Source organism: Nostoc sp. DedSLP04 (genome assembly GCF_034530775.1).
GTDB lineage: Bacteria > Cyanobacteriota > Cyanobacteriia > Cyanobacteriales > Nostocaceae > Nostoc.
The window spans coordinates 28,647-46,608 of sequence record NZ_JAVRCL010000014.1; the positions used below are offsets into that span (position 1 = coordinate 28,647).

12 protein-coding genes and 1 pseudogene are annotated in these 17,962 nt (G+C 40.4%); 3 read left to right on the top strand and 10 right to left on the bottom strand.

Annotated features, from left to right (window positions below; translation table 11 throughout):
* Window positions 1-565: 565 nt before the first annotated feature.
* Window positions 566-1,897: a P-loop NTPase fold protein gene (locus tag RMX89_RS10770; RefSeq protein WP_322688923.1), complete on the top strand. Its 1,332-nt coding sequence runs from the start codon at window positions 566-568 to the stop codon at window positions 1,895-1,897.
* A complete protein-coding gene (locus tag RMX89_RS10775; protein WP_322688924.1) occupies window positions 1,873-7,014 on the top strand; it encodes an eIF2A-related protein in 5,142 nt (1,713 codons plus the stop codon). The genes RMX89_RS10770 and RMX89_RS10775 overlap by 25 nt, the downstream gene beginning before the upstream one ends.
* A gap of 53 nt (window positions 7,015-7,067) precedes the next feature.
* On the opposite strand, the gene RMX89_RS10780 is transcribed toward RMX89_RS10775, so the two are convergent.
* From RMX89_RS10780 to RMX89_RS10820, 9 genes and pseudogenes are all read right to left on the bottom strand, one after another.
* Entirely contained in the window at window positions 7,068-8,471 is a 1,404-nt protein-coding gene (locus tag RMX89_RS10780; protein ID WP_322688925.1) for a hypothetical protein, read from the bottom strand.
* A gap of 298 nt (window positions 8,472-8,769) precedes the next feature.
* On the bottom strand, window positions 8,770-9,135 hold the full coding sequence (locus tag RMX89_RS10785; protein ID WP_322688926.1) for a DOPA 4,5-dioxygenase family protein: 366 nt from the start codon (window positions 9,133-9,135) through the stop codon (window positions 8,770-8,772).
* Between the two features lie 286 nt (window positions 9,136-9,421).
* Window positions 9,422-9,958, bottom strand: a complete 537-nt coding sequence (locus tag RMX89_RS10790; RefSeq protein WP_322688962.1) for a universal stress protein — start codon at window positions 9,956-9,958, stop codon at window positions 9,422-9,424.
* 550 nt (window positions 9,959-10,508) lie between these two features.
* Entirely contained in the window at window positions 10,509-11,021 is a 513-nt protein-coding gene (locus RMX89_RS10795; protein ID WP_322675229.1) for a hypothetical protein, read from the bottom strand.
* Window positions 11,022-11,050: 29 nt separating this feature from the next.
* Window positions 11,051-11,965 (bottom strand): homoserine kinase, encoded by a 915-nt coding sequence (thrB, locus tag RMX89_RS10800; protein WP_322685874.1) that lies wholly within the window; start codon window positions 11,963-11,965, stop codon window positions 11,051-11,053.
* Between the two features lie 108 nt (window positions 11,966-12,073).
* Window positions 12,074-12,379, bottom strand: a pseudogene (locus tag RMX89_RS10805) (type II toxin-antitoxin system RelE/ParE family toxin).
* Complete coding sequence (locus RMX89_RS10810; RefSeq protein WP_322685876.1) at window positions 12,364-12,552, bottom strand: hypothetical protein; 189 nt, start codon at window positions 12,550-12,552, stop codon at window positions 12,364-12,366. The pseudogene RMX89_RS10805 and the gene RMX89_RS10810 overlap by 16 nt, the downstream one beginning before the upstream one ends.
* A 186-nt stretch (window positions 12,553-12,738) precedes the next feature.
* Window positions 12,739-14,427: an NAD(P)H-quinone oxidoreductase subunit 4 gene (locus RMX89_RS10815; RefSeq protein ID WP_322688927.1), complete on the bottom strand. Its 1,689-nt coding sequence runs from the start codon at window positions 14,425-14,427 to the stop codon at window positions 12,739-12,741.
* A gap of 184 nt (window positions 14,428-14,611) precedes the next feature.
* The gene (locus RMX89_RS10820) at window positions 14,612-15,331 is read right to left on the bottom strand and encodes a response regulator transcription factor (protein ID WP_322675234.1); all 720 of its coding nucleotides are present in this window, start codon (window positions 15,329-15,331) and stop codon (window positions 14,612-14,614) included.
* A 587-nt stretch (window positions 15,332-15,918) separates the two neighbouring features.
* Between RMX89_RS10820 and RMX89_RS10825 the strand changes: the two genes are divergently transcribed.
* Window positions 15,919-17,013 (top strand): hybrid sensor histidine kinase/response regulator, encoded by a 1,095-nt coding sequence (locus RMX89_RS10825; protein WP_322688928.1) that lies wholly within the window; start codon window positions 15,919-15,921, stop codon window positions 17,011-17,013.
* A gap of 350 nt (window positions 17,014-17,363) precedes the next feature.
* On the opposite strand, the gene RMX89_RS10830 is transcribed toward RMX89_RS10825, so the two are convergent.
* Window positions 17,364-17,546 (bottom strand): CsbD family protein, encoded by a 183-nt coding sequence (locus tag RMX89_RS10830; protein WP_322675236.1) that lies wholly within the window; start codon window positions 17,544-17,546, stop codon window positions 17,364-17,366.
* Between the last annotated feature and the right edge of the window lie 416 nt (window positions 17,547-17,962).

A 17,962-nucleotide genomic window follows, 5' to 3' on the forward strand; every position in this document is an offset into this window, starting at 1 on the left:
TCATTCACAAAATCATATTTTCATCAACAAAATTATAGTTTTCATCAACAAAATCATATTTTCATCAACAAAATCATGATTTTCATCAATAAAATCGTGCTGATTTCAGAACGAGAAGCAAAATCTAGTTAAAAAGTGACTCTGAACTCAAGTTGACTTAACCAACGTTTTTATTAAAAGCGATATGCTATAAGGATTGTAGATTATTTTTTTGTAAAATTAACGAAAGCTTGTTAATAAATCAAGCTGACGATCGGTTCAAGAGAGCGACAAAATTGTACTTAACAGTACCTTTTTTTGTGTTGGATATTTTTAATATTCATAAGAGTACCTTATTTAATCTTAGATACTTTTGCTATTTGTACTTATAATAGTATTTTTGCTTACTTTAATTAAGACATCACGATTAAGATGTGCTAGGTCGAACATAAATATAATCAATTATCCTGAATGCTGCTAGTTTAGTTAGTAGTTTGATTAAAATAAGGCATAAATTACCTAAAATCAATATATTTATCTACTAGTAAATTTTTGTATCCCCATTTCTGAGTGAACTTGATTAGTTATGCTCCTAGATTTAGAAAGATTTTATCAAGCTTGCAATCCGAGCAGACCTCTAATTATAGGAAACGCTAGCGATCGCAGGTACTATATTGATTTTGCTGCGGTGCGGGGTGGCAAAATTATCGAAGCTTTGCAGCGCACGATCGCTAGAATATCGCCAGATACACCAACCTGTCAACTATTTACCGGACATCTCGGTTGTGGAAAATCAACGGAGTTGTTACGCCTGAAAGCTGAGTTAGAAGCGCAGCAATTTCATGTAGTTTACTTTGAGTCTACCCACGTCTTAGAAATGGCTGATGTGGATGTGACTGATATTTTGTTGGCGATCGCTGGACAGGTGAGTGAAAGTCTAGAAGCGATGAAAATTAGGCTCAAGCCTCGCTACTTTAGCAAGTTGTTTGGTGAAGTTGTAGATTTCTTGCAGACGCCAATTGACGTTGGGGTAGAAGCAGAGTTGTCTGTGGGGATTGCCAAAATTACCGCGAAAACAAAAGAAAGTCCTCAATTGCGACGGCGGTTACGAGATTATTTAGAACCGCGAACCGCAAATATTTTACAGTCAATTAATCAAGAATTACTAGAACCTGCTAACAAAGAACTGAAAGCTAGGAGTAAAAAAGGATTAGTGGTAATTGTTGATAACTTGGATCGAGTCGCAATTCGACCTTTACCATCGGGGCGATCGCTGCCAGAATATTTATTTATTCAGCGTGGCGAACAATTACGCAAACTGAATTGTCATGTAGTCTATACTATTCCTTTAGCCCTAACTTTCTCTAACGATAGCGCCGAACTTCAGCATCGTTTGGGGGGTGGAGTTGCCCCAAAAATGTTACCGATGATACCTGTGCGTTTGCGCTCTGGTGAGATTTTTCCCCAAGGGCTAACAATGATGCGGCAAATGGTGCTAGCTAGAGCTTTTCCAGACATTTTACCTAGCGATCGGTTAGGCTTAATTACAGAGGTGTTTGATAGTTTAGAAACTTTAGATCGATTGTGCCTGATCAGTGGTGGTCATGTACGCGACTTATTAGGTTTACTGTTTGACTGTCTGCGAGAACAAGATCCACCCTTTGAGCGGGAATGTGTCGAACTGGTAATTCAAAGACAGCGGGATTACCGAGCCAACGCTATCGATCCTCATGAGTGGGAATTAATCTTTCAGGTGGTGCAACAGCAACGAGTTAGAGGTGATATAGAATACCACACCCTCTTGCGAAGTCTATTTGTATTTGAATATCGCGATCATCAGGGAGCTTGGTTTGCCGTCAACCCAGTTTTAGCAGAGACGGAAAAATTTAAATCATGGTTGAACGACACGCACAAGTAGATATCAGAGCAGCTAACGAGCGGGCTTTGCGGAGTTTGGGGAGAGCAATTACCCTTTCTAGCGGTCAATTTTCCCTAGTTTTGGTGTGCTGCAATTATCGAGTTTTGCAAGAGCAAATGTTGCAACGACTCGAAGAACTCTCTTCAGGAGTACACCACATTCAAAAGGTAGTTCTGCCGCATAATGCCAGAAGTCTTTATACAAGCATTCATTTACAACTGCTAACCGAAGCTAATCCGCCATCGGCGTTGATGATTTTGGGTTTAGAGTCAGTAGATGGACTCGACGATTTTCTGAGGTCTATTAATCATATTCGGGATGAATTTCGCAAACGCCACCCATTTCCAATGATTGTCTGGATGAATGAGGAAGTGTTGCAAAAAGTAGTCCGTTTAGCACCAGATTTTGCTAGTTGGGCGGCGACACCGATTCGGTTTGAAATGACAACTCAATCACTGCTGCAATTTCTGCAACAGGAAACTGACTCTTTATTTGCCACAGTGTTAGCAAATGATGCCGCACAACACCAACCTCCTCAACTTGCAAAGCATTATTCCACTGTCGAGCAAGTCTGGGAACATAGTTATGAACTGCACTTTGCCATTAGAGAGTTGCACAATCGTGGTATTACCTTAGAGCCAGAACTCCACGCTAGTTTAGAATTTGTTTTTGGTCTAGATAATTATATTAGCGATCGCATCAATACAGGTTTAAGCCATTTTCAGCAAAGCTTGCAAATTTGGCAGAAGTTAGTAGAAATAGAGGATAAAAGAGCAGGGGAAGCAGGGGAAGCAGGGGGGGATGAAGAAGTATTTTCTTCGTCTACGCCTCCTAATCCTCCATCTGCCCTACTGTTGCGACAGGGAATTTTGCTGTTTTATATTGGGCTGTGTTATTGCCGTTTTGCAGAGCAAAATCAAATAGAAAACCGCCGCCATTGGTACACTGCTAAATCTTATTTTCAGCAGTGCTTGAATATTTTGCAGGTGGCTGGGCGTTTAGATATAGTTGCTGGATTTATTAATCAACTTGCTGAGGTTTTGCAATATCTGCAAGAGTGGGAAGAATTGCAGACAGTTGCCCAAAAGTCTCTGGAGTTACATCAAACTTATGGTAGTCAAATCCAATTAGCTTGTGACTACGGTTTTCTGGCGCAAGTGGCTGTGCAGCAGTCGCGGTGGGTACAAGCGAGTATCTTAGCACACGTATCACTGCTGAAATTAGGTGAGGCGCAAAAGCAGAATGACCCTTATAACTGCTTATTTCCATTATTATTGGCGCAGATTTACTATTTAGTTTTAGCGAAAGCACAGCGAAATGTTGGTGAGCTAGAAGTTGCTCGTGAATATTTAGATAAGGCGACAAAAGAACTGCCCGCAGCCTTAGAAAGCAGTGCCCATCAATACGATGCCCATCGTTATATTCGCTTATTGCGGAGACTGCGATCGCTCTACTTTGAAGAAGGGCGATATTTAGAAGCCTATTACATTCGACAGAAACGGCGTTCTGTTGAGCAACAGTATGGTTTTCGGGCTTTTATTGGTGCAGGACGCTTGCAACCCCAAAGACAAGCGACAAACCCAGCATTAATGTCACCTTCTGGAAGTAGCAGCATTGCTTTAGAAATTGCGGCTTCTGGTCGAGAGCGTGATATCAATAACTTAATTGGCAGAATTAGCCGCGCCGATCAAAAGCTGACAGTAATTCACGGCCCATCGGGGGTGGGTAAGAGTTCTACTGTCACGGCGGGTTTAGTTCCAGCACTGCAAAATCGAGCTATTGGCGATCAAATAGCCGTGCCTGTGGTACTGCAAGTTTATACCGATTGGGCACGGGAATTAGGAAAGTCTTTAAGTGAGGCGATGTCTAGTGATACATCCCTGGCGATTTATGCTGATATTAAGCTAGAAGCAGCCCTTGAAGCGGAAGCTTTGCCTTACTCTGGCATATCGTTCACCATTGGTAGCATTTTACAACAACTCCAAGAGAATGCCGATCGCCATTTGATCACAGTTTTAATTTTTGACCAGTTTGAAGAATTTTTCTTTGGTTATAGCGATCGCAATCAAAAACAAGAGTTTGATAAATTTATTAGCGATTGTCTGAATATACCTTTTGTTAAAGTTATCCTTTCCTTGCGAGAAGATTATTTACATCGGTTATTAGACTTTAAACATCTCTCGGCACTGGAAGCGATTAATAATAATATTCTCGACAAGCATATCCGCTATCAGTTGAATAACTTTTCGCCAGAATATGCTAAAGCAATTATCCGAAAATTGACAGAGCGATCGCAATTTAATTTAGAACCCGCTTTAATTGATGCTTTAATCGAAGATTTATCCACAGAATTTGGAGAAGTCCGCCCGATTGAATTACAAGTTGTGGGAGCGCAAATTCAAGATGAGCGCATTACTACCCTAGAAGAATATCAACCATATAGACCGAACAAACTCATCGAGAGATATATCAAGGAACTGATTAAAGACTGCGGCCCAGAAAATGAACGAGCGGCTTTACTCGTCTTATACTTATTAACAGATGAAAGCAACAACCGACCTTTTAAAACTCGTGCTGAGTTAGCAGCGCAGCTATCAGAATTAGAAGATGCTGACAAATTAGAGTTAGTCTTAGAAATTTTAGTGCGCTCCGGTTTAGTGGTACTATTCCCTGATGTACCAGAACGCTATCAACTGATTCACGATTATTTAGTAGACTTGATTCGCTACCTGCAACAACAAGAATCGAGCTTACAGGTACAACTAAATCAGTTGCGCTACAAAGTAGAACAAAGTCAAGCTGAGATTGAGCGACTGAAAAGCGAACTTAGTCAGAATAACCAGCGTTCTAAATTGGTAGATTCTCATCCCCAACAGGGATTAGACTTATTAACAGAATTGCGAGAATTACACAAGCGAGAAGAATTAAGTCAGTTAGAAATTGAACAATTACGAGCTGAACTCAAAGAAAAAGAGTTAACAGCTAAACTTGCAGAAAGTCAAAAGAAACAAAGACTTAGTGAAGCTCAATTAAATCGTTCGCTGAAAATTGCCCTCACCGCTTCTGTTCTCGCCATCTTCGGATTAAGTGTTTCCATCGTCACAGCAGTAGATAGCGAAATTAAAACTCTCAGTGCATCCAGTGAAGCTCTCTTTGCCTCCCAAAAAGGTATTGATGCTTTAAAAGAAGCTTTAAAGGCAGGGAGAAAATTACAACAAACAGTCTGGATAGATTCTTATACAAGAGAACAAGTACAGACGGCACTTTATCAAGCTGTTTCCGGGGTAAGAGAATATAACCGCTTGGATGGGCATTTATCTGGCGTCAATAGTGCTACATTTAGCAGCGATCGCTCTTTAATTGCTTCAGCCAGTGCCGATACTACAATCAAACTCTGGCGTCCCGATGGTAGCTTAGTTAAAACCTTGTCGGGGCATGAAGATGTAGTTAATAGCGTCAGTTTCAGCCCAGATAGTCAAATCATTGCTTCCGCCAGTCAAGACAAGACGATAAAACTTTGGAGTCGAGAGGGTGAACTGCTTGCTACCTTATTAGGACATCAGGGTGTGGTGAATAGTGTGAGTTTCAGCCCAGATGGTCAGATTATTGCTTCAGCGAGTACAGACAAAACAGTGAAACTGTGGAGTCGCGATGGTAAGCTGCTCAAAACCTTGCAAGGACATGATGGTGCAGTCTTAAGTGTGGCTTGGTCAACCGATGGTCAAACCTTAGTTTCTGGGAGTGCTGATAAAACGGCGAAATTATGGAGTCGGGATGGTAAACTGCTCAAAACCTTGCAGGGACATGAGGATGCAGTCAAAAGTGTAGCTTGGTCGCCCGATGGTCAAACAATTGCATCTGCTAGTTTAGACCAGACAATCAAGCTGTGGAATTTGGAGGGTAAGCTACTGCGAACCTTATCGGGGCATAGCGCAGGAGTTACCAGCGTCAGTTTTAGCCGCGATGGTAACACGATCGCTTCTGCAAGTACCGATGAAACAATCAAACTTTGGAGTTTTGAAGGTGTATTGCTGGGAACCCTGAAGGGACATAATAATTGGGTTAACAGTGTCAGCTTCAGCCCAGACGGTCGCACCCTTGCTTCCGCCAGTCGGGACAAAACTATTAAACTTTGGCATTGGGACGATGTGTTACTGCGAAAGCCCAAAGCCGATAATGATGACTGGGTAACTAGCATCAGTTTTAGCCCAGGCGATCGCACCTTAGCAGCAGCAAGCCGAGACAAAACTGTAAAACTTTTCAGTCGAGACGGTAAACTACTTCGTACATTCACAGGGCATCAGGGTCAAGTTTGGGGTGTAGCTTGGTCGCCCGATGGTCAAGTAATTGCCTCGGCTAGTAAAGATAAAACGGTGAAGCTTTGGAGTGGTGACGGTAAACTGCTCAACACCTTACAAGGTCATAATGATACCGTCTTGAGTGTAGCTTGGTCGCCTGATGGTCAAGTAATTGCCTCGGCTAGTAAAGATAAAACAGTAAAACTTTGGAGTCGCAACGGTAAACTGCTCAATACCTTGCAGGGACATCAAGAAGCGGTGAATTGGGTAAGCTTTAGCCCAGATGGCAAGTTGCTAGCCTCAGCCAGTGATGATAAAACCGTGAAAATCTGGACTATAGAGGGTAAATTGCTATATACATTAATTGGTCATAGTCGCCGAGTAAATGGAGTTGCTTGGTCGCCTGATGGTCAAAGCATTGCCTCAGTTAGTATTGATAGCACAGTGAAGATTTGGAATCGAGACGGTGAGTTGCTAAATAATCTCACGGGCGATGGCGATAGTTTTATCAGTGTCAGTTTTAGCCCCGATGGCAAGACTCTGGCAGCCAGCAGTGATGACAAAGTAAGGATTTGGAACCGAGAAGGAACGTTGCTAATTGCTTTGAAAGGCGATAAAGATGAGTTAACCAGCGTCAGTTTCAGCCATGACGGCAAGACTCTGGCTGCGGGTAGTGGTAATAGCACAGTAATTTTCCGAGATTTAGCAGATATCCAACTGGATAAATTACTGGCACGCGGTTGCGATTTGCTACATGATTATTTGCAGACTAACCAGAAAGTAATGAAAAGCGATCGCGCCTTGTGTTCTAGTAGGTGATTTGAAATTAATCGACTTCATTAATGATTTTCGGGCTTCTTGAACAGCTATATCTATGTTAAATCGATCAAAAAATGAGCTATTAAAGTATTTCTTTCATAGGATAGCAAGTAAAGATGCAAAAGATTTGGGTTATCTTTATCAAGGTGCATCACTGAACCATCAACTGCTAAGTGGTGATGATCTATCCACCGCTCCTGTGAATCTAGTAAAAAACTGAAATAGGGGCTGACATCTGGATGATTTTTAGTTAATTCTTCATAGCTTTGATAAAAAGGAGGTATCCCAATTCCCATCGGCATATATAAGCCTTTAGGATAATCTGTTACAGCCAATTGAGGAAGCGTTTTCAGATTAATGCCACTAATGAATAATTTATTTTGTTCGCCAGTCTTGGTATCTGTGAATCCTAACTCAATTTCTTGTAAATTTTGTTCCACGCCAATCGGTTTAATATTCCTTAAAATCGCTTTATCAAATTTGCCTATTCTCCAGTATTGATTTCCCCAAGGCTTATTTTGATCGTAAAATCCTGGCGCTCGAAAACTTGCAAACTTAACTTCATTTTTAACGTCGTAAAAATCTCTCCATTTGGTGATATTGGTCGCTAGCGTAGTTCTAACTTTTCTACTTTGCTCTCCTGATACAATTATCCTCTCATCAAGGGGGAACTGAGTAGCAACTTCTTTTTGATCGATTACATTTCTTAAAAGATTAGTTTTGACTACTGTGCCACTCGGATCTTGCCAGTGTTCTAATTTCCACCAATGCTGCCAATATGAAATCTTATTAATTTTTTCAAAAATCTTTTTGTAATGTCCAATTGGGAAAGTAAACCAACTTTGATAATAAAGGGTTTTGTTATTATCCTCTTTAGTAAAAAGTAAAATTTCCCAAAATCCGGCATTTAAGCAATTATTAGCCAAAGCTATCTCTACAATATTTTGTTTTTCAAAACCATCTCCTCCTACAATTTCTATATTTTTGGAATTAGCAGGAAAACTAATCTGTTGCCTATTCCACTCCCTATCTGTAAAAGCGATTATTTCTAAACCTCGATCTTTTTTAACCCATTCAGGTGCTTTAGGAACCAATAGCTCTAAATCAACATTTTTTATAACTATTTTTGCCGTGTTTTTATCTGTTGCTTCCAGTACAAAATCGAAATGCGTATCATCTTTCTTAATCAGTGTTAATTTTCGATTAGAATATCTTTTAAAATTTTTTCCTAACGGTGCAGGGTTGGCTGGATAATCAACATTAGATAATTCTTGTAGTTTTACACTCATCTGATTATCAAATTTATATCTGGATTTAAACCAGAAACCACCTAGTCCCAGCAAACCAAGGCAGAGAATAAGAGTACTAAATAAAATCTGTTTCTTCGTGACTGTGAAATTAGCTTTGCCGAATTGGGAAATGCCTGCAATTTTTTCTTTCGCAGAGATGTTTTTCATCGGACAAATTCCTTTTTATGAGAATGCTGCTTAACAGCATATCATTCTGCAAAACGGATGTCTTATTTCTCTTTTCAACGAAACTGTTTATAAACGGTTATCTGCAATTAAGGGTTTAATACCAATTCTTATTTTTCCTTTATTACACTTGCAGCAAACCGCTAAAACACCTACGCATAGGCTGAAACCTTTATTTATTGGGAAATTGGACTTTTTCAACTTCACCAGAATTAGTCACAATAGAAAAAGTTTCACGCCTCAAAGCAAAACTTTTACCCAACAATGTTGTTTACTTTTCTTAATTGGATAAAGTCGGACTAAGCTGTTGAAGAAACTCAATATTTAAATCTAGCTTTTCTCCTAACCATATGGAATGAACTGCATGGTCTGCCACAGCATCCCCTGTCTCAGGATGAACGAGAATATCCAATCCCTCACGATTGAGCATTAACCAAGGAACGACTTTCTCAAACTGATTCGGTAAGAAAGCAACTTGATACATCGCTTTTGGATGGGGCCCGATGGGCTTGTCAAACCAGCGTCCGAGTTGCACGTCAAACCTAGCGCCTAATCCTTCACGTACACGCGCAGCTACATCTCGACTCGCAGGATCGAAGTAAACATGAGCATGAAAACCAGCGATCTCGATAGTATCTTCTTTCATAGATCCACTTTTCGCTCTCAACTCTAATTTTGGGTAGCTGACTTTTTATTTTTTACTATAAATCTACGACGAGCTACGCCCACGCTCAATTTTAGCCCAATACAGTGTAGTTAGCGATCGCTTGTTGGAGATTCAATTTACAGAGATCGTTGATTGAGATAACTAACTTTTATGGGGTAGGCAGCATACTGAGCGTTATCGTTAACGCGGCCTCTTGCAGAGAAGTAGCGATCGCGCCATTTTGCCCACCCTAATTATGCAAGTTAAATGTGGAATAGCTTAGTAGTTAGTTAACGCTGAAAGTGCTTGTAGTTTCTTTGACAACTTCATCTCTTTTAGGAGTAACTGAAAGATGCACAACATGCACTGAACAAGGAGCATGGTGCAGAACGTAGTTACTCACACTACCGAGAAATAGTTCCATCAACCGAGAATGGCCCCGACGCCCCATAACAATTAAATCGGCACCACAACTATGGGCTAAATCACAAATAATGCGACCAGGATTACCAACATTTTGTGTAAATTCCGTAGTCACACCTGCTGTGTTTGCTTGGGCACAAAAAGATTGCAACATCTGGATTCCTAGATTTTTAAAGGTATCCCACTGTTGTTGGTATAACTCAAAGCTTTGACTGGTCAATCCTGGATAGTAGTCCATATTAGACAGCATGGGTACATAAGGACTACCCTCTTCTTCAGAAGACAGAACATGAAGTAACATTAAGCTAGCTTGTGTTAACTTTGCTAAATCTAATGCTTCCTGAAAAACCTGTTGCCCTATTTCCGAGCGATCTAATGCAACTAGAATCTTTTTAAACATCATATAGACCTCCGATTTCATTGGTAATTGGTCTTTACGGTTTCGGGTTTCCAGATGCTGGATTGTCAAAAATGACTAATCCCTCAACTATGTTTAGCGACTTTTGAATTTTAAATCTCTTAAAGGTTTTCGCACTATATTTATATTTATAGCAAAACAATTTGAGGAACTTGTGAGGAAAGCCAGCATTTATCTTTGAGCATGAGGGAGCATCTCATTTTGGAATAAATATCTTTGGGTTTCGAGCCTAAATCCCTTTCTCAAAATTGCTATGCATTAGTCACATTTTTCTTAATATTGTTGCAAATGAGCCAGCAACAGGATTGTAGAACAACGCGATCTGCGGATATTTGACAAAAGCAGAAGAATGTAAATGACAAAAATTTTTTAGGCGATCGCTAACTACAAACTGGAGAATTTGAGTAGATACCTATCAATGTTTTTGCTCTTGTTTTAAGTAAGTTATATTTTTGTTGAGAAAGATTTGGGTTATGGATAGCCTAAAAAGAGAGAAGTCAATATATTGCATACAACCGAAAAAACTAAAGTATTAAACAATCCGGTTGACAATTGTCCACACTTCTCCATCAGAGCGGACATAGGGAACGGAGATTGTCTTAAAGCCAGTGATGAAGGGCTTGTAATAAATCTGCCAATACATTGGACTCAGTTGATTGGCACAAGCCTTAAGAAAACGGACTTCTGCGGCCAGTTCACTTGCTAGTTGATTAATGCGTTCAGCATGAGCCTGAGCTACTTCTTTCGCTTCCTCTAGCTGCTGCTGTTGGATAAGTTGTTTGGATTCACCTTGCCAACGCACTAACTTACCTTGTTTTTGTTTTATCTTGCCTTCTAAAGCGGCGATCGCTGCATCTATGCCTTGGAGTTCAACTGATAATTGGGCATTTTCCCTGGCTTGACGGCGGTAAGCTTCCACCATCGCTTGGGGTGAATCATTCTCGCCAGAGATGACATTATTTTTTATAGTGAGTGCAGCGCGTTCTTCTAAAAGAGCCTGAATTTGAGAATTAAGCGCTGCTATTTCAGCCTGAGTTTGCTCCATAAATCGAGTTTTAAGTGCTGAGTAAAATATTAAAAGCTTTTTGCGCCTTGGGTATCCAGAGAAAGCGATCGCACCTCGGCTGTAATTCCTTCTTCTTGCCAAGCAGCTAACATCGCCGCCTCCACTTCCTTTGAGTGTAACTTATCCGCCAAAGCTAACAGTGTCGGCCCCGCACCACTAATCACCATACCATAAGCACCAGCACTAACAGCTGCAATGTTGAGAGCATCATAACCAGGAATCAAAGCTTTACGATAGGGCTGATGCAACTTATCTTGCAAAGCTGTCTTTAACCATTGTCCGTTACCAGTTTCCAAGCCGCGCAACAATAAGCCCAAATGGGCGGTATTGAAAATCGCATCCGCACGACTTACTTCTGTTGGCAGAACGCCTCGCGCTTTTGAAGTGGAAAGTTCAAAATTAGGAATAGCCACAATTGGCACAACATCTTTATGCCAGGGAACATCACAAATTTCCCAACCTGCACCACTAGTAGCAGCCAGACGACATCCTCCCAACAAGGCTGGAACTACATTATCAGGATGTCCTTCCATTGCGATCGCTAACTCCATCACCTGCGACTGAGAAAGAGTAGCACCTTCAAGTTGATTAGCCGCAACTAATCCACCAACAATTGCTGTCGCAGAACTACCCAAACCCCGTGCCAAAGGGACATCTAACTTAATCTCTATTTTCACAGTCGGCGGTGTCTGCTCTATATGTTGATAGAACTTGACAAACGCTTGGTAGAGAAGATTACTCTCATCAGTTTGGACTCGTTCAGCTTCTATACCAGTGACATGAATAGTTAACCCACCTTCTTCCAGCCGAGTGAACTTGAACTCGTTGTACAGCTTTAAAGCTGCACCGATGCAATCAAAACCAGGCCCCAAATTAGCAGTTGTGGCGGGAACGGTAACAGTAATGGCAGAAACAACAGACATTGGCAAAACTCACTAATCATCAACTAGCATCCCATGTAAAGGGTTGACTTGCTCATGAATTATATTAATTGTCTGTAAGTAATCAAAATAATTACAAATTACTTTGACTTACCCTGAATCTGCATCCAATTTATCCAATAGTCTTTTTCCATGAATCACTGCTGCAATAGTTAAAGTGTCATCCTGAATTCGATAGATAACTCGATAACTGTATACAAACTTTTACCTAATAGTATCATCGCCAAACTCTGGTACTATTCGACCTGATAAAGGAAAGTTACTCAAGTGACGAGTTACATCGATTATGCTCTGAACCACTGCCGCAGCATAAGCAGTCGAATCACGAGATATATATGTGGCAATCGCTTCTACATCTTCTAGTGCTTTGGAAGACCAAACTACTTGATAAGCCATTTGCTCAAACGTTCTTCAGCTTCTTCTTGTGTAATTACTCCTTCTATATCGGCTGCTTCTAATCCACGACTAACTTTCTCAATTACGTATAGATGGTATTGGATATCTTCGATTGAGCAATCGTCTGGCAATTGATTCAGTAGAGATTGAACTTTTTCTTTTGTGGTATTCATAGCTTGATTTTTAGTTTATTAATAAAGCAACTGAACGCTATGGTTGGGTGTAGAGTCCGCCATCATTAATATAACTCCAATATGAAATTGATAGCCTACCCATAGTGAGCGGCTATCAATGCTCTATTATTCCTCAGAAAGATAGCTAGAGTTCGCTCTTTTTAACAAGTCTATTGGTCAAAAAGCTTACTTCAAAGTTCCTAAAACGGGCGCTACTTCAACCTCGGAAATTTGCGGAACCAAGAATCCCTTGGCATAAATCTGAGGATTGCTTTGCGAGACTATGGCATAAGACTGGCGAAGATTAGCATTGACTGCGACAGTCTTCACATCGTACATCTGCATCGCCATTTTGGGATAGAAACCAATACCAATAATCATCAGCAGAAAACAGGCGGCGATAAATACTTCACGCGGTCTAGCATCTTCGTAAACTGCATCTTCTGGTACGAGACAGTCTGTACCAAAACAAACTGTTCCCTCATCTTCTCGATTTTCCAAGCCTGCATTATTAATGTCGCATAGCAGCGCTGCATCTTTACCATAAAATACTTCTCGCAGCATGGAAAGTAGATAAATCGGTGTGAGGATAACTCCAACTGCGGCGAGAAAAACTGTGACGGTGCAGAAAGTTGAACTGTAAACGTCACTGCTTGTCATTCCAACAAATACCGAGAGTTCGCCAGCAAAACCGCTCATACCGGGAAGTGCCAGAGATGCCATCGCTCCGATTGTAAACAGGGCAAAGACTTTGGGCATGGCTTGACCAATACCGCCCATATCTTTCATTACCATTGTGTGGGTGCGATCGTAAGTAACACCTGCTAAGAAGAACAGCACTGATGCAATTAAACCATGCGAAATCATCTGCAACATTGCGCCGTTGATTCCCAAATCAGTGAAGGAGGCAATCCCAAGCAGTACAAACCCCATGTGAGAAATCGACGAATAAGCCAAACGCCGCTTCATATTGGTTTGAGCAAAGGAGTTCAATGCACCATAGATAATGTTGACAACACCGAGAATGGCTAGAACTGGCGCAAAATAAATGTGTGCATCGGGAAGCAACTCAAGATTCAGGCGAATCAGTCCATATCCGCCCATTTTCAGCAACACACCAGCTAATATCATCGATACAGGAGATGATGCTTCGCCGTGGGCATCAGGCAACCAAGTATGCATCGGGAAAACAGCAAGCTTGACACCAAATGCAATCAACAATCCTGCATAAAGTAGCAGTTGTAGTCCAAGAGGATATTCCTTTTTAGCCAGGGCGGTTATATCAAACGTCATATCACCGCCGCCGTATAGCCCCATTGCCAGGGCTGCCACTAAAATAAATATAGAAGCAGCTGCGGTATACAACAAAAATTTTGTAGCCGCATAACGACGCCTTTGCCCACCCCAAATGCAGACTAATAGATAGACGGGAATCAGTTCTACTTCCCACATGATGAAAAATAGCAGCAAGTCTTTAGCAACAAACACCCCTACTTGTGCCGAATACAGCACCAGCATTAAAAAATAGAAGAGGCGGGGTCGGCGATCGACTTGCCAAGCTGAAAATATCGAGAGTGTGGTGACAAATCCGGCTAAAAGCACAAGTGGCGCTGAAAGCCCATCGACTGATACCGCCCAGTTAAAACCTAACTGAGGTATCCAGGCATAATTTTCCACCATTTGAAAACTAGCACTGCTGGCATCGTAATGCTTCCAAAAGGCGTAGCACATCAAGGCAAAATCTGCAATACCTACACTTAGTGCATACCACCGCACGAGTTTACCATCTTTATCAGGCAACACAGGGATAAGCAGGGAAGCAACAAGTGGCAGTAAGACAATTGCGGTAAGCCAGGGAAATCGATCCGCTATCATGTATGTATAGAAAAATACTTATTTAGTCAATTATGTCATTCTACTAAACTTTGTAACGATTTCTTCATAAATCTTTGTCCCAGTTAACTGCTTTGACCAAAAAACAATTTACTGGAGACTGGGAAAGAAATATTTTTATTTGTTAAGTGTTCTTGTGTACGCAGTTGATAATGGTTTTACTTGCTTACGGTACTAATCCGGCCCGCAACGCACGGACAGCAGCTTGTGTCCGGTCAGCAACACAGAGTTTATTGAGAATACCTCGAACATGAGTTTTGACAGTACCGACTGTTAAATAGAGCCTTTTGGCAATTTCTGCATTGTCACAGCCAGCGACAATCAACTCTAAAACATCCATCTCTCTATGAGTTAAAGGATAGCTGACTATACTTTTCTCAACATCTGGGTCAATACCTTCAATCAAAACTCTTTTTCCAGATGCGTTTTTGTTGCCATCGGTGAAATCTTGACGTATTTGTTGTAGTACAACGTCTGCGATCGCTGGATCGATCCATGAGCTACCTGCATAAGTCGTTTGTACAGCTTCTACTAGTTTCTCAGTTTCTATATCCTTCATACAATAAGAATCTGCACCTGCTGCAAATGCTGCTAAAACTGCTTGTTCGCTATTTTGCATCGTTAAAATTAGCAGCTTTGTTGTATAGTCCTCATTTTCTGCCTGATATTGCCTAAATGTGCGTGTTAGCTCAATACCATCCATGTCAGGCAAACCAATGTCAATAGTAGCAACATCCGGCTTGAGAGTTTTCAGAAGCTTGATACCGTCGGCTGCATTGGCTGCTTCACCAACAATGTTAAACTCTGGCTGGGTTTGTAAAGCAGACCGCAAGCCGATTCTTGTCAGGTTGTGATCTTCAATCACAAGGATCTTGATTTCACTCATAGTTGCTTAACTTTACTGTTATTTATCTAAAGTACAGATTAAAATAATCTCGTTCTTCTATTCGGGATCTTATACAAAAAGCAATGCGTTTGGTATTATTCCCTGAACTTCATCTACCATTAGACATAGATAACCTTATATCGTAAGCTTTTCTAAGGCAAGAGTTTCGATATGACAATATAATTCAATCAAAAAATATTTTTATACATAAACCCAATGCCCGATGTGTTATGTTATACAAATTTTCTGAAGAAATCTGATAGCAAGTAAAAGTAGGTGATTATTAAGTAATTATCCTTGCGTTGAGCGGTATTATGCACATAAAAGTGACTAAAATAACTCACTCTAGCACTCAGGCACTCATATTAATTGGAGAATTTAGGCGACTAATATACTTATGAGAAGAGTATTTTTGTAAGATAAAGGGTACATATTTTAAAAAAAAAACAGTGTAATTACGCAGGAAAAAGGTATTAAACTCAGAAAACTCTAAAAGAAAATGTTAATCCTTAATAATCTCAGCGCTGGTGAAGTAAGCTATTACTAGATTTGCTAGGGATAGCCAAGCACTTCTTTTTTATATAGCCATGTCTTTACCTAAAACTGTCAAAAAAGATAAAATTCTCGTTGTTGATGATATTTTTGACAATCTACTGGTCTTAGAAGCAGTCCTAGAAGATGAGGACTATGAAATTAGCTTGGTAGAAGATAGTAAGATTGCTCTGGCTATGGTTGAAGAGTCACCGCCAGACATAATTCTCTTAGATGTGATGATGCCGGAGCTAGATGGCTATGAATTCACTCGGCGCATCCGACAGAATCAGGCGTTGCCCTTTATCCCGATTCTGCTGCTTACGGCTCACTATGAGTCTAGCGTTGTTGAAGGATTAGACGCTGGTGCAGATGACTTCATTCGCAAACCATTCGATCCTGATGAACTACATGCAAGGGTGCGATCGCTCCTGCGCCTCAAGCATAGTATCGACGAACGAGATCAGATGGCGAACCTCCGGGCGGATTTTGTCTCCCGTTTTACTCACGACTTACGCATCCCTCTAGTAGCCTCTAACCGCGTATTAAAATTATTGCTGGAAGGCAGGTTTTGCGATGTTTCGCCACAATTGCAAGAAATAATTAATACCATGATTGGCAGCAATCAAGACCTGCTGGAAATGGTAAATACCTTATTAGAAGTTTATCGTCATGAAGCGGGCTGTAAAACCTTAAAAATTTCTGCCTGCAATATTCAGGAATTAGTTAGTGAAGTTTGCCAAGAATTAACTCCTTTAGCTGAAGAAAAAGGATTAGCTGTAAACATCGATCTAAGTGAAACTGCAAGCCCCATTATGGGCGATCGCTTAGAACTGCGGCGAGTTTTGACAAATATTATCGGCAATGCTATCAAATTTACAGACAAAGGTTCTGTAAATATTCACTGTTATCTGACTCCGATCGCTGTGAATATTGATATCCAAGATACAGGGCCAGGAATTTCTAAACCAGATCAGGCAATATTATTCGAGCGATTTCGTCAAGGAAAACACCAACGTTCTGGTAGTGGCTTGGGATTATATCTTTCTCGCTGTATTATCGAAGCACATCAAGGCACAATCGATGTGACATCTGAACCAGGCAAGGGTAGTACATTTACTATCCGCCTACCTTTAGCTGACGAAAACTAAAAGTAGGCGACAAAAAATTATTACCCTAATAACGCTGTTAGTACAATAGAATTAATAGAATTACCTTGTGATGTTGGGATGTCTGTTAAAAGATAGGTAAATAGAATATTAATTATGAATTAGCACCTTTGAGAAAATCAGTAATAGATTGAGAAAATGCTTTGCGATCGTTATTTTCAAAATGGCTGAAAAAAGAAGGTAAAAAAAAGAGCTAATAAAGGCAGAAGGTTCAGTAAATAATTATTTAACTTAAACCTTCTTCCTAAATAAAATTTCACCTATTACATTACCATCAAAATCTAACTACTTGAACAAGTTGTTACAACGAGGAAAACCTCTATCACGCTGTACTAGTCTAAAGTCTTTTTAACTTCATCTTTGATATTTTCAGTGGTGTGACGGACTTGGGCTTCAGCTTGTTTAGCTTTACCTTCAGCTTTATCTTTAGGATCGCCAGTTACTTCGCCAATTGCTTCTTGTACTTTTCCTTCGACGTTTTTAGCAAAAGCTTTTGCTTTATCTTCGATACTCATCTTTTTTGCTCCTAAAGTAGGTTAAGTGTTGATTATTTATTGCTTGCTTGAAAAGCGCTGCAATATCTATAGATTACTTTTAAATAACTTTTGCTTCTTCTATCTGACGATGTTTTTATGACAAATATTTGTGTCCATTGTACATAGTTATTTAACCTTGAAAATCATCTTTGGAAATTCAGGTAATATCCAAAAGAGGGAAAGGTATCATTATATTGTTCTATCTTTAGACAAAATCATTTATAACTTCAGGTAGATAGTGATGTTGATAACCCGCAACTTGGCTTATTACCACTGGATATGGTAAATATGTCAACAGAGTGCGCAGGCTTTCAAATTGGTGGTAGATAGTGCAGTATTAGCGAGTCCGTGTACTCACTTCTGGGTAAATGAGAGGAGATGCTTCAAAATACTTT

Bases quoted from the DNA above. Each gene is read 5' to 3' on its own strand.
- RMX89_RS10770 (WP_322688923.1), top strand. From the start codon at position 566: ATGCTCCTAGATTTAGAAAGATTTTATCAAGCTTGCAATCCGAGCAGA.
- RMX89_RS10775 (WP_322688924.1), top strand. From the start codon at position 1,873: ATGGTTGAACGACACGCACAAGTAGATATCAGAGCAGCTAACGAGCGG.
- RMX89_RS10780 (WP_322688925.1), bottom strand. From the start codon at position 8,471: ATGAAAAACATCTCTGCGAAAGAAAAAATTGCAGGCATTTCCCAATTC.
- RMX89_RS10785 (WP_322688926.1), bottom strand. From the start codon at position 9,135: ATGAAAGAAGATACTATCGAGATCGCTGGTTTTCATGCTCATGTTTAC.
- RMX89_RS10790 (WP_322688962.1), bottom strand. From the start codon at position 9,958: ATGTTTAAAAAGATTCTAGTTGCATTAGATCGCTCGGAAATAGGGCAA.
- RMX89_RS10795 (WP_322675229.1), bottom strand. From the start codon at position 11,021: ATGGAGCAAACTCAGGCTGAAATAGCAGCGCTTAATTCTCAAATTCAG.
- thrB (WP_322685874.1), bottom strand. From the start codon at position 11,965: ATGTCTGTTGTTTCTGCCATTACTGTTACCGTTCCCGCCACAACTGCT.
- RMX89_RS10810 (WP_322685876.1), bottom strand. From the start codon at position 12,552: ATGAATACCACAAAAGAAAAAGTTCAATCTCTACTGAATCAATTGCCA.
- RMX89_RS10815 (WP_322688927.1), bottom strand. From the start codon at position 14,427: ATGATAGCGGATCGATTTCCCTGGCTTACCGCAATTGTCTTACTGCCA.
- RMX89_RS10820 (WP_322675234.1), bottom strand. From the start codon at position 15,331: ATGAGTGAAATCAAGATCCTTGTGATTGAAGATCACAACCTGACAAGA.
- RMX89_RS10825 (WP_322688928.1), top strand. From the start codon at position 15,919: ATGTCTTTACCTAAAACTGTCAAAAAAGATAAAATTCTCGTTGTTGAT.
- RMX89_RS10830 (WP_322675236.1), bottom strand. From the start codon at position 17,546: ATGAGTATCGAAGATAAAGCAAAAGCTTTTGCTAAAAACGTCGAAGGA.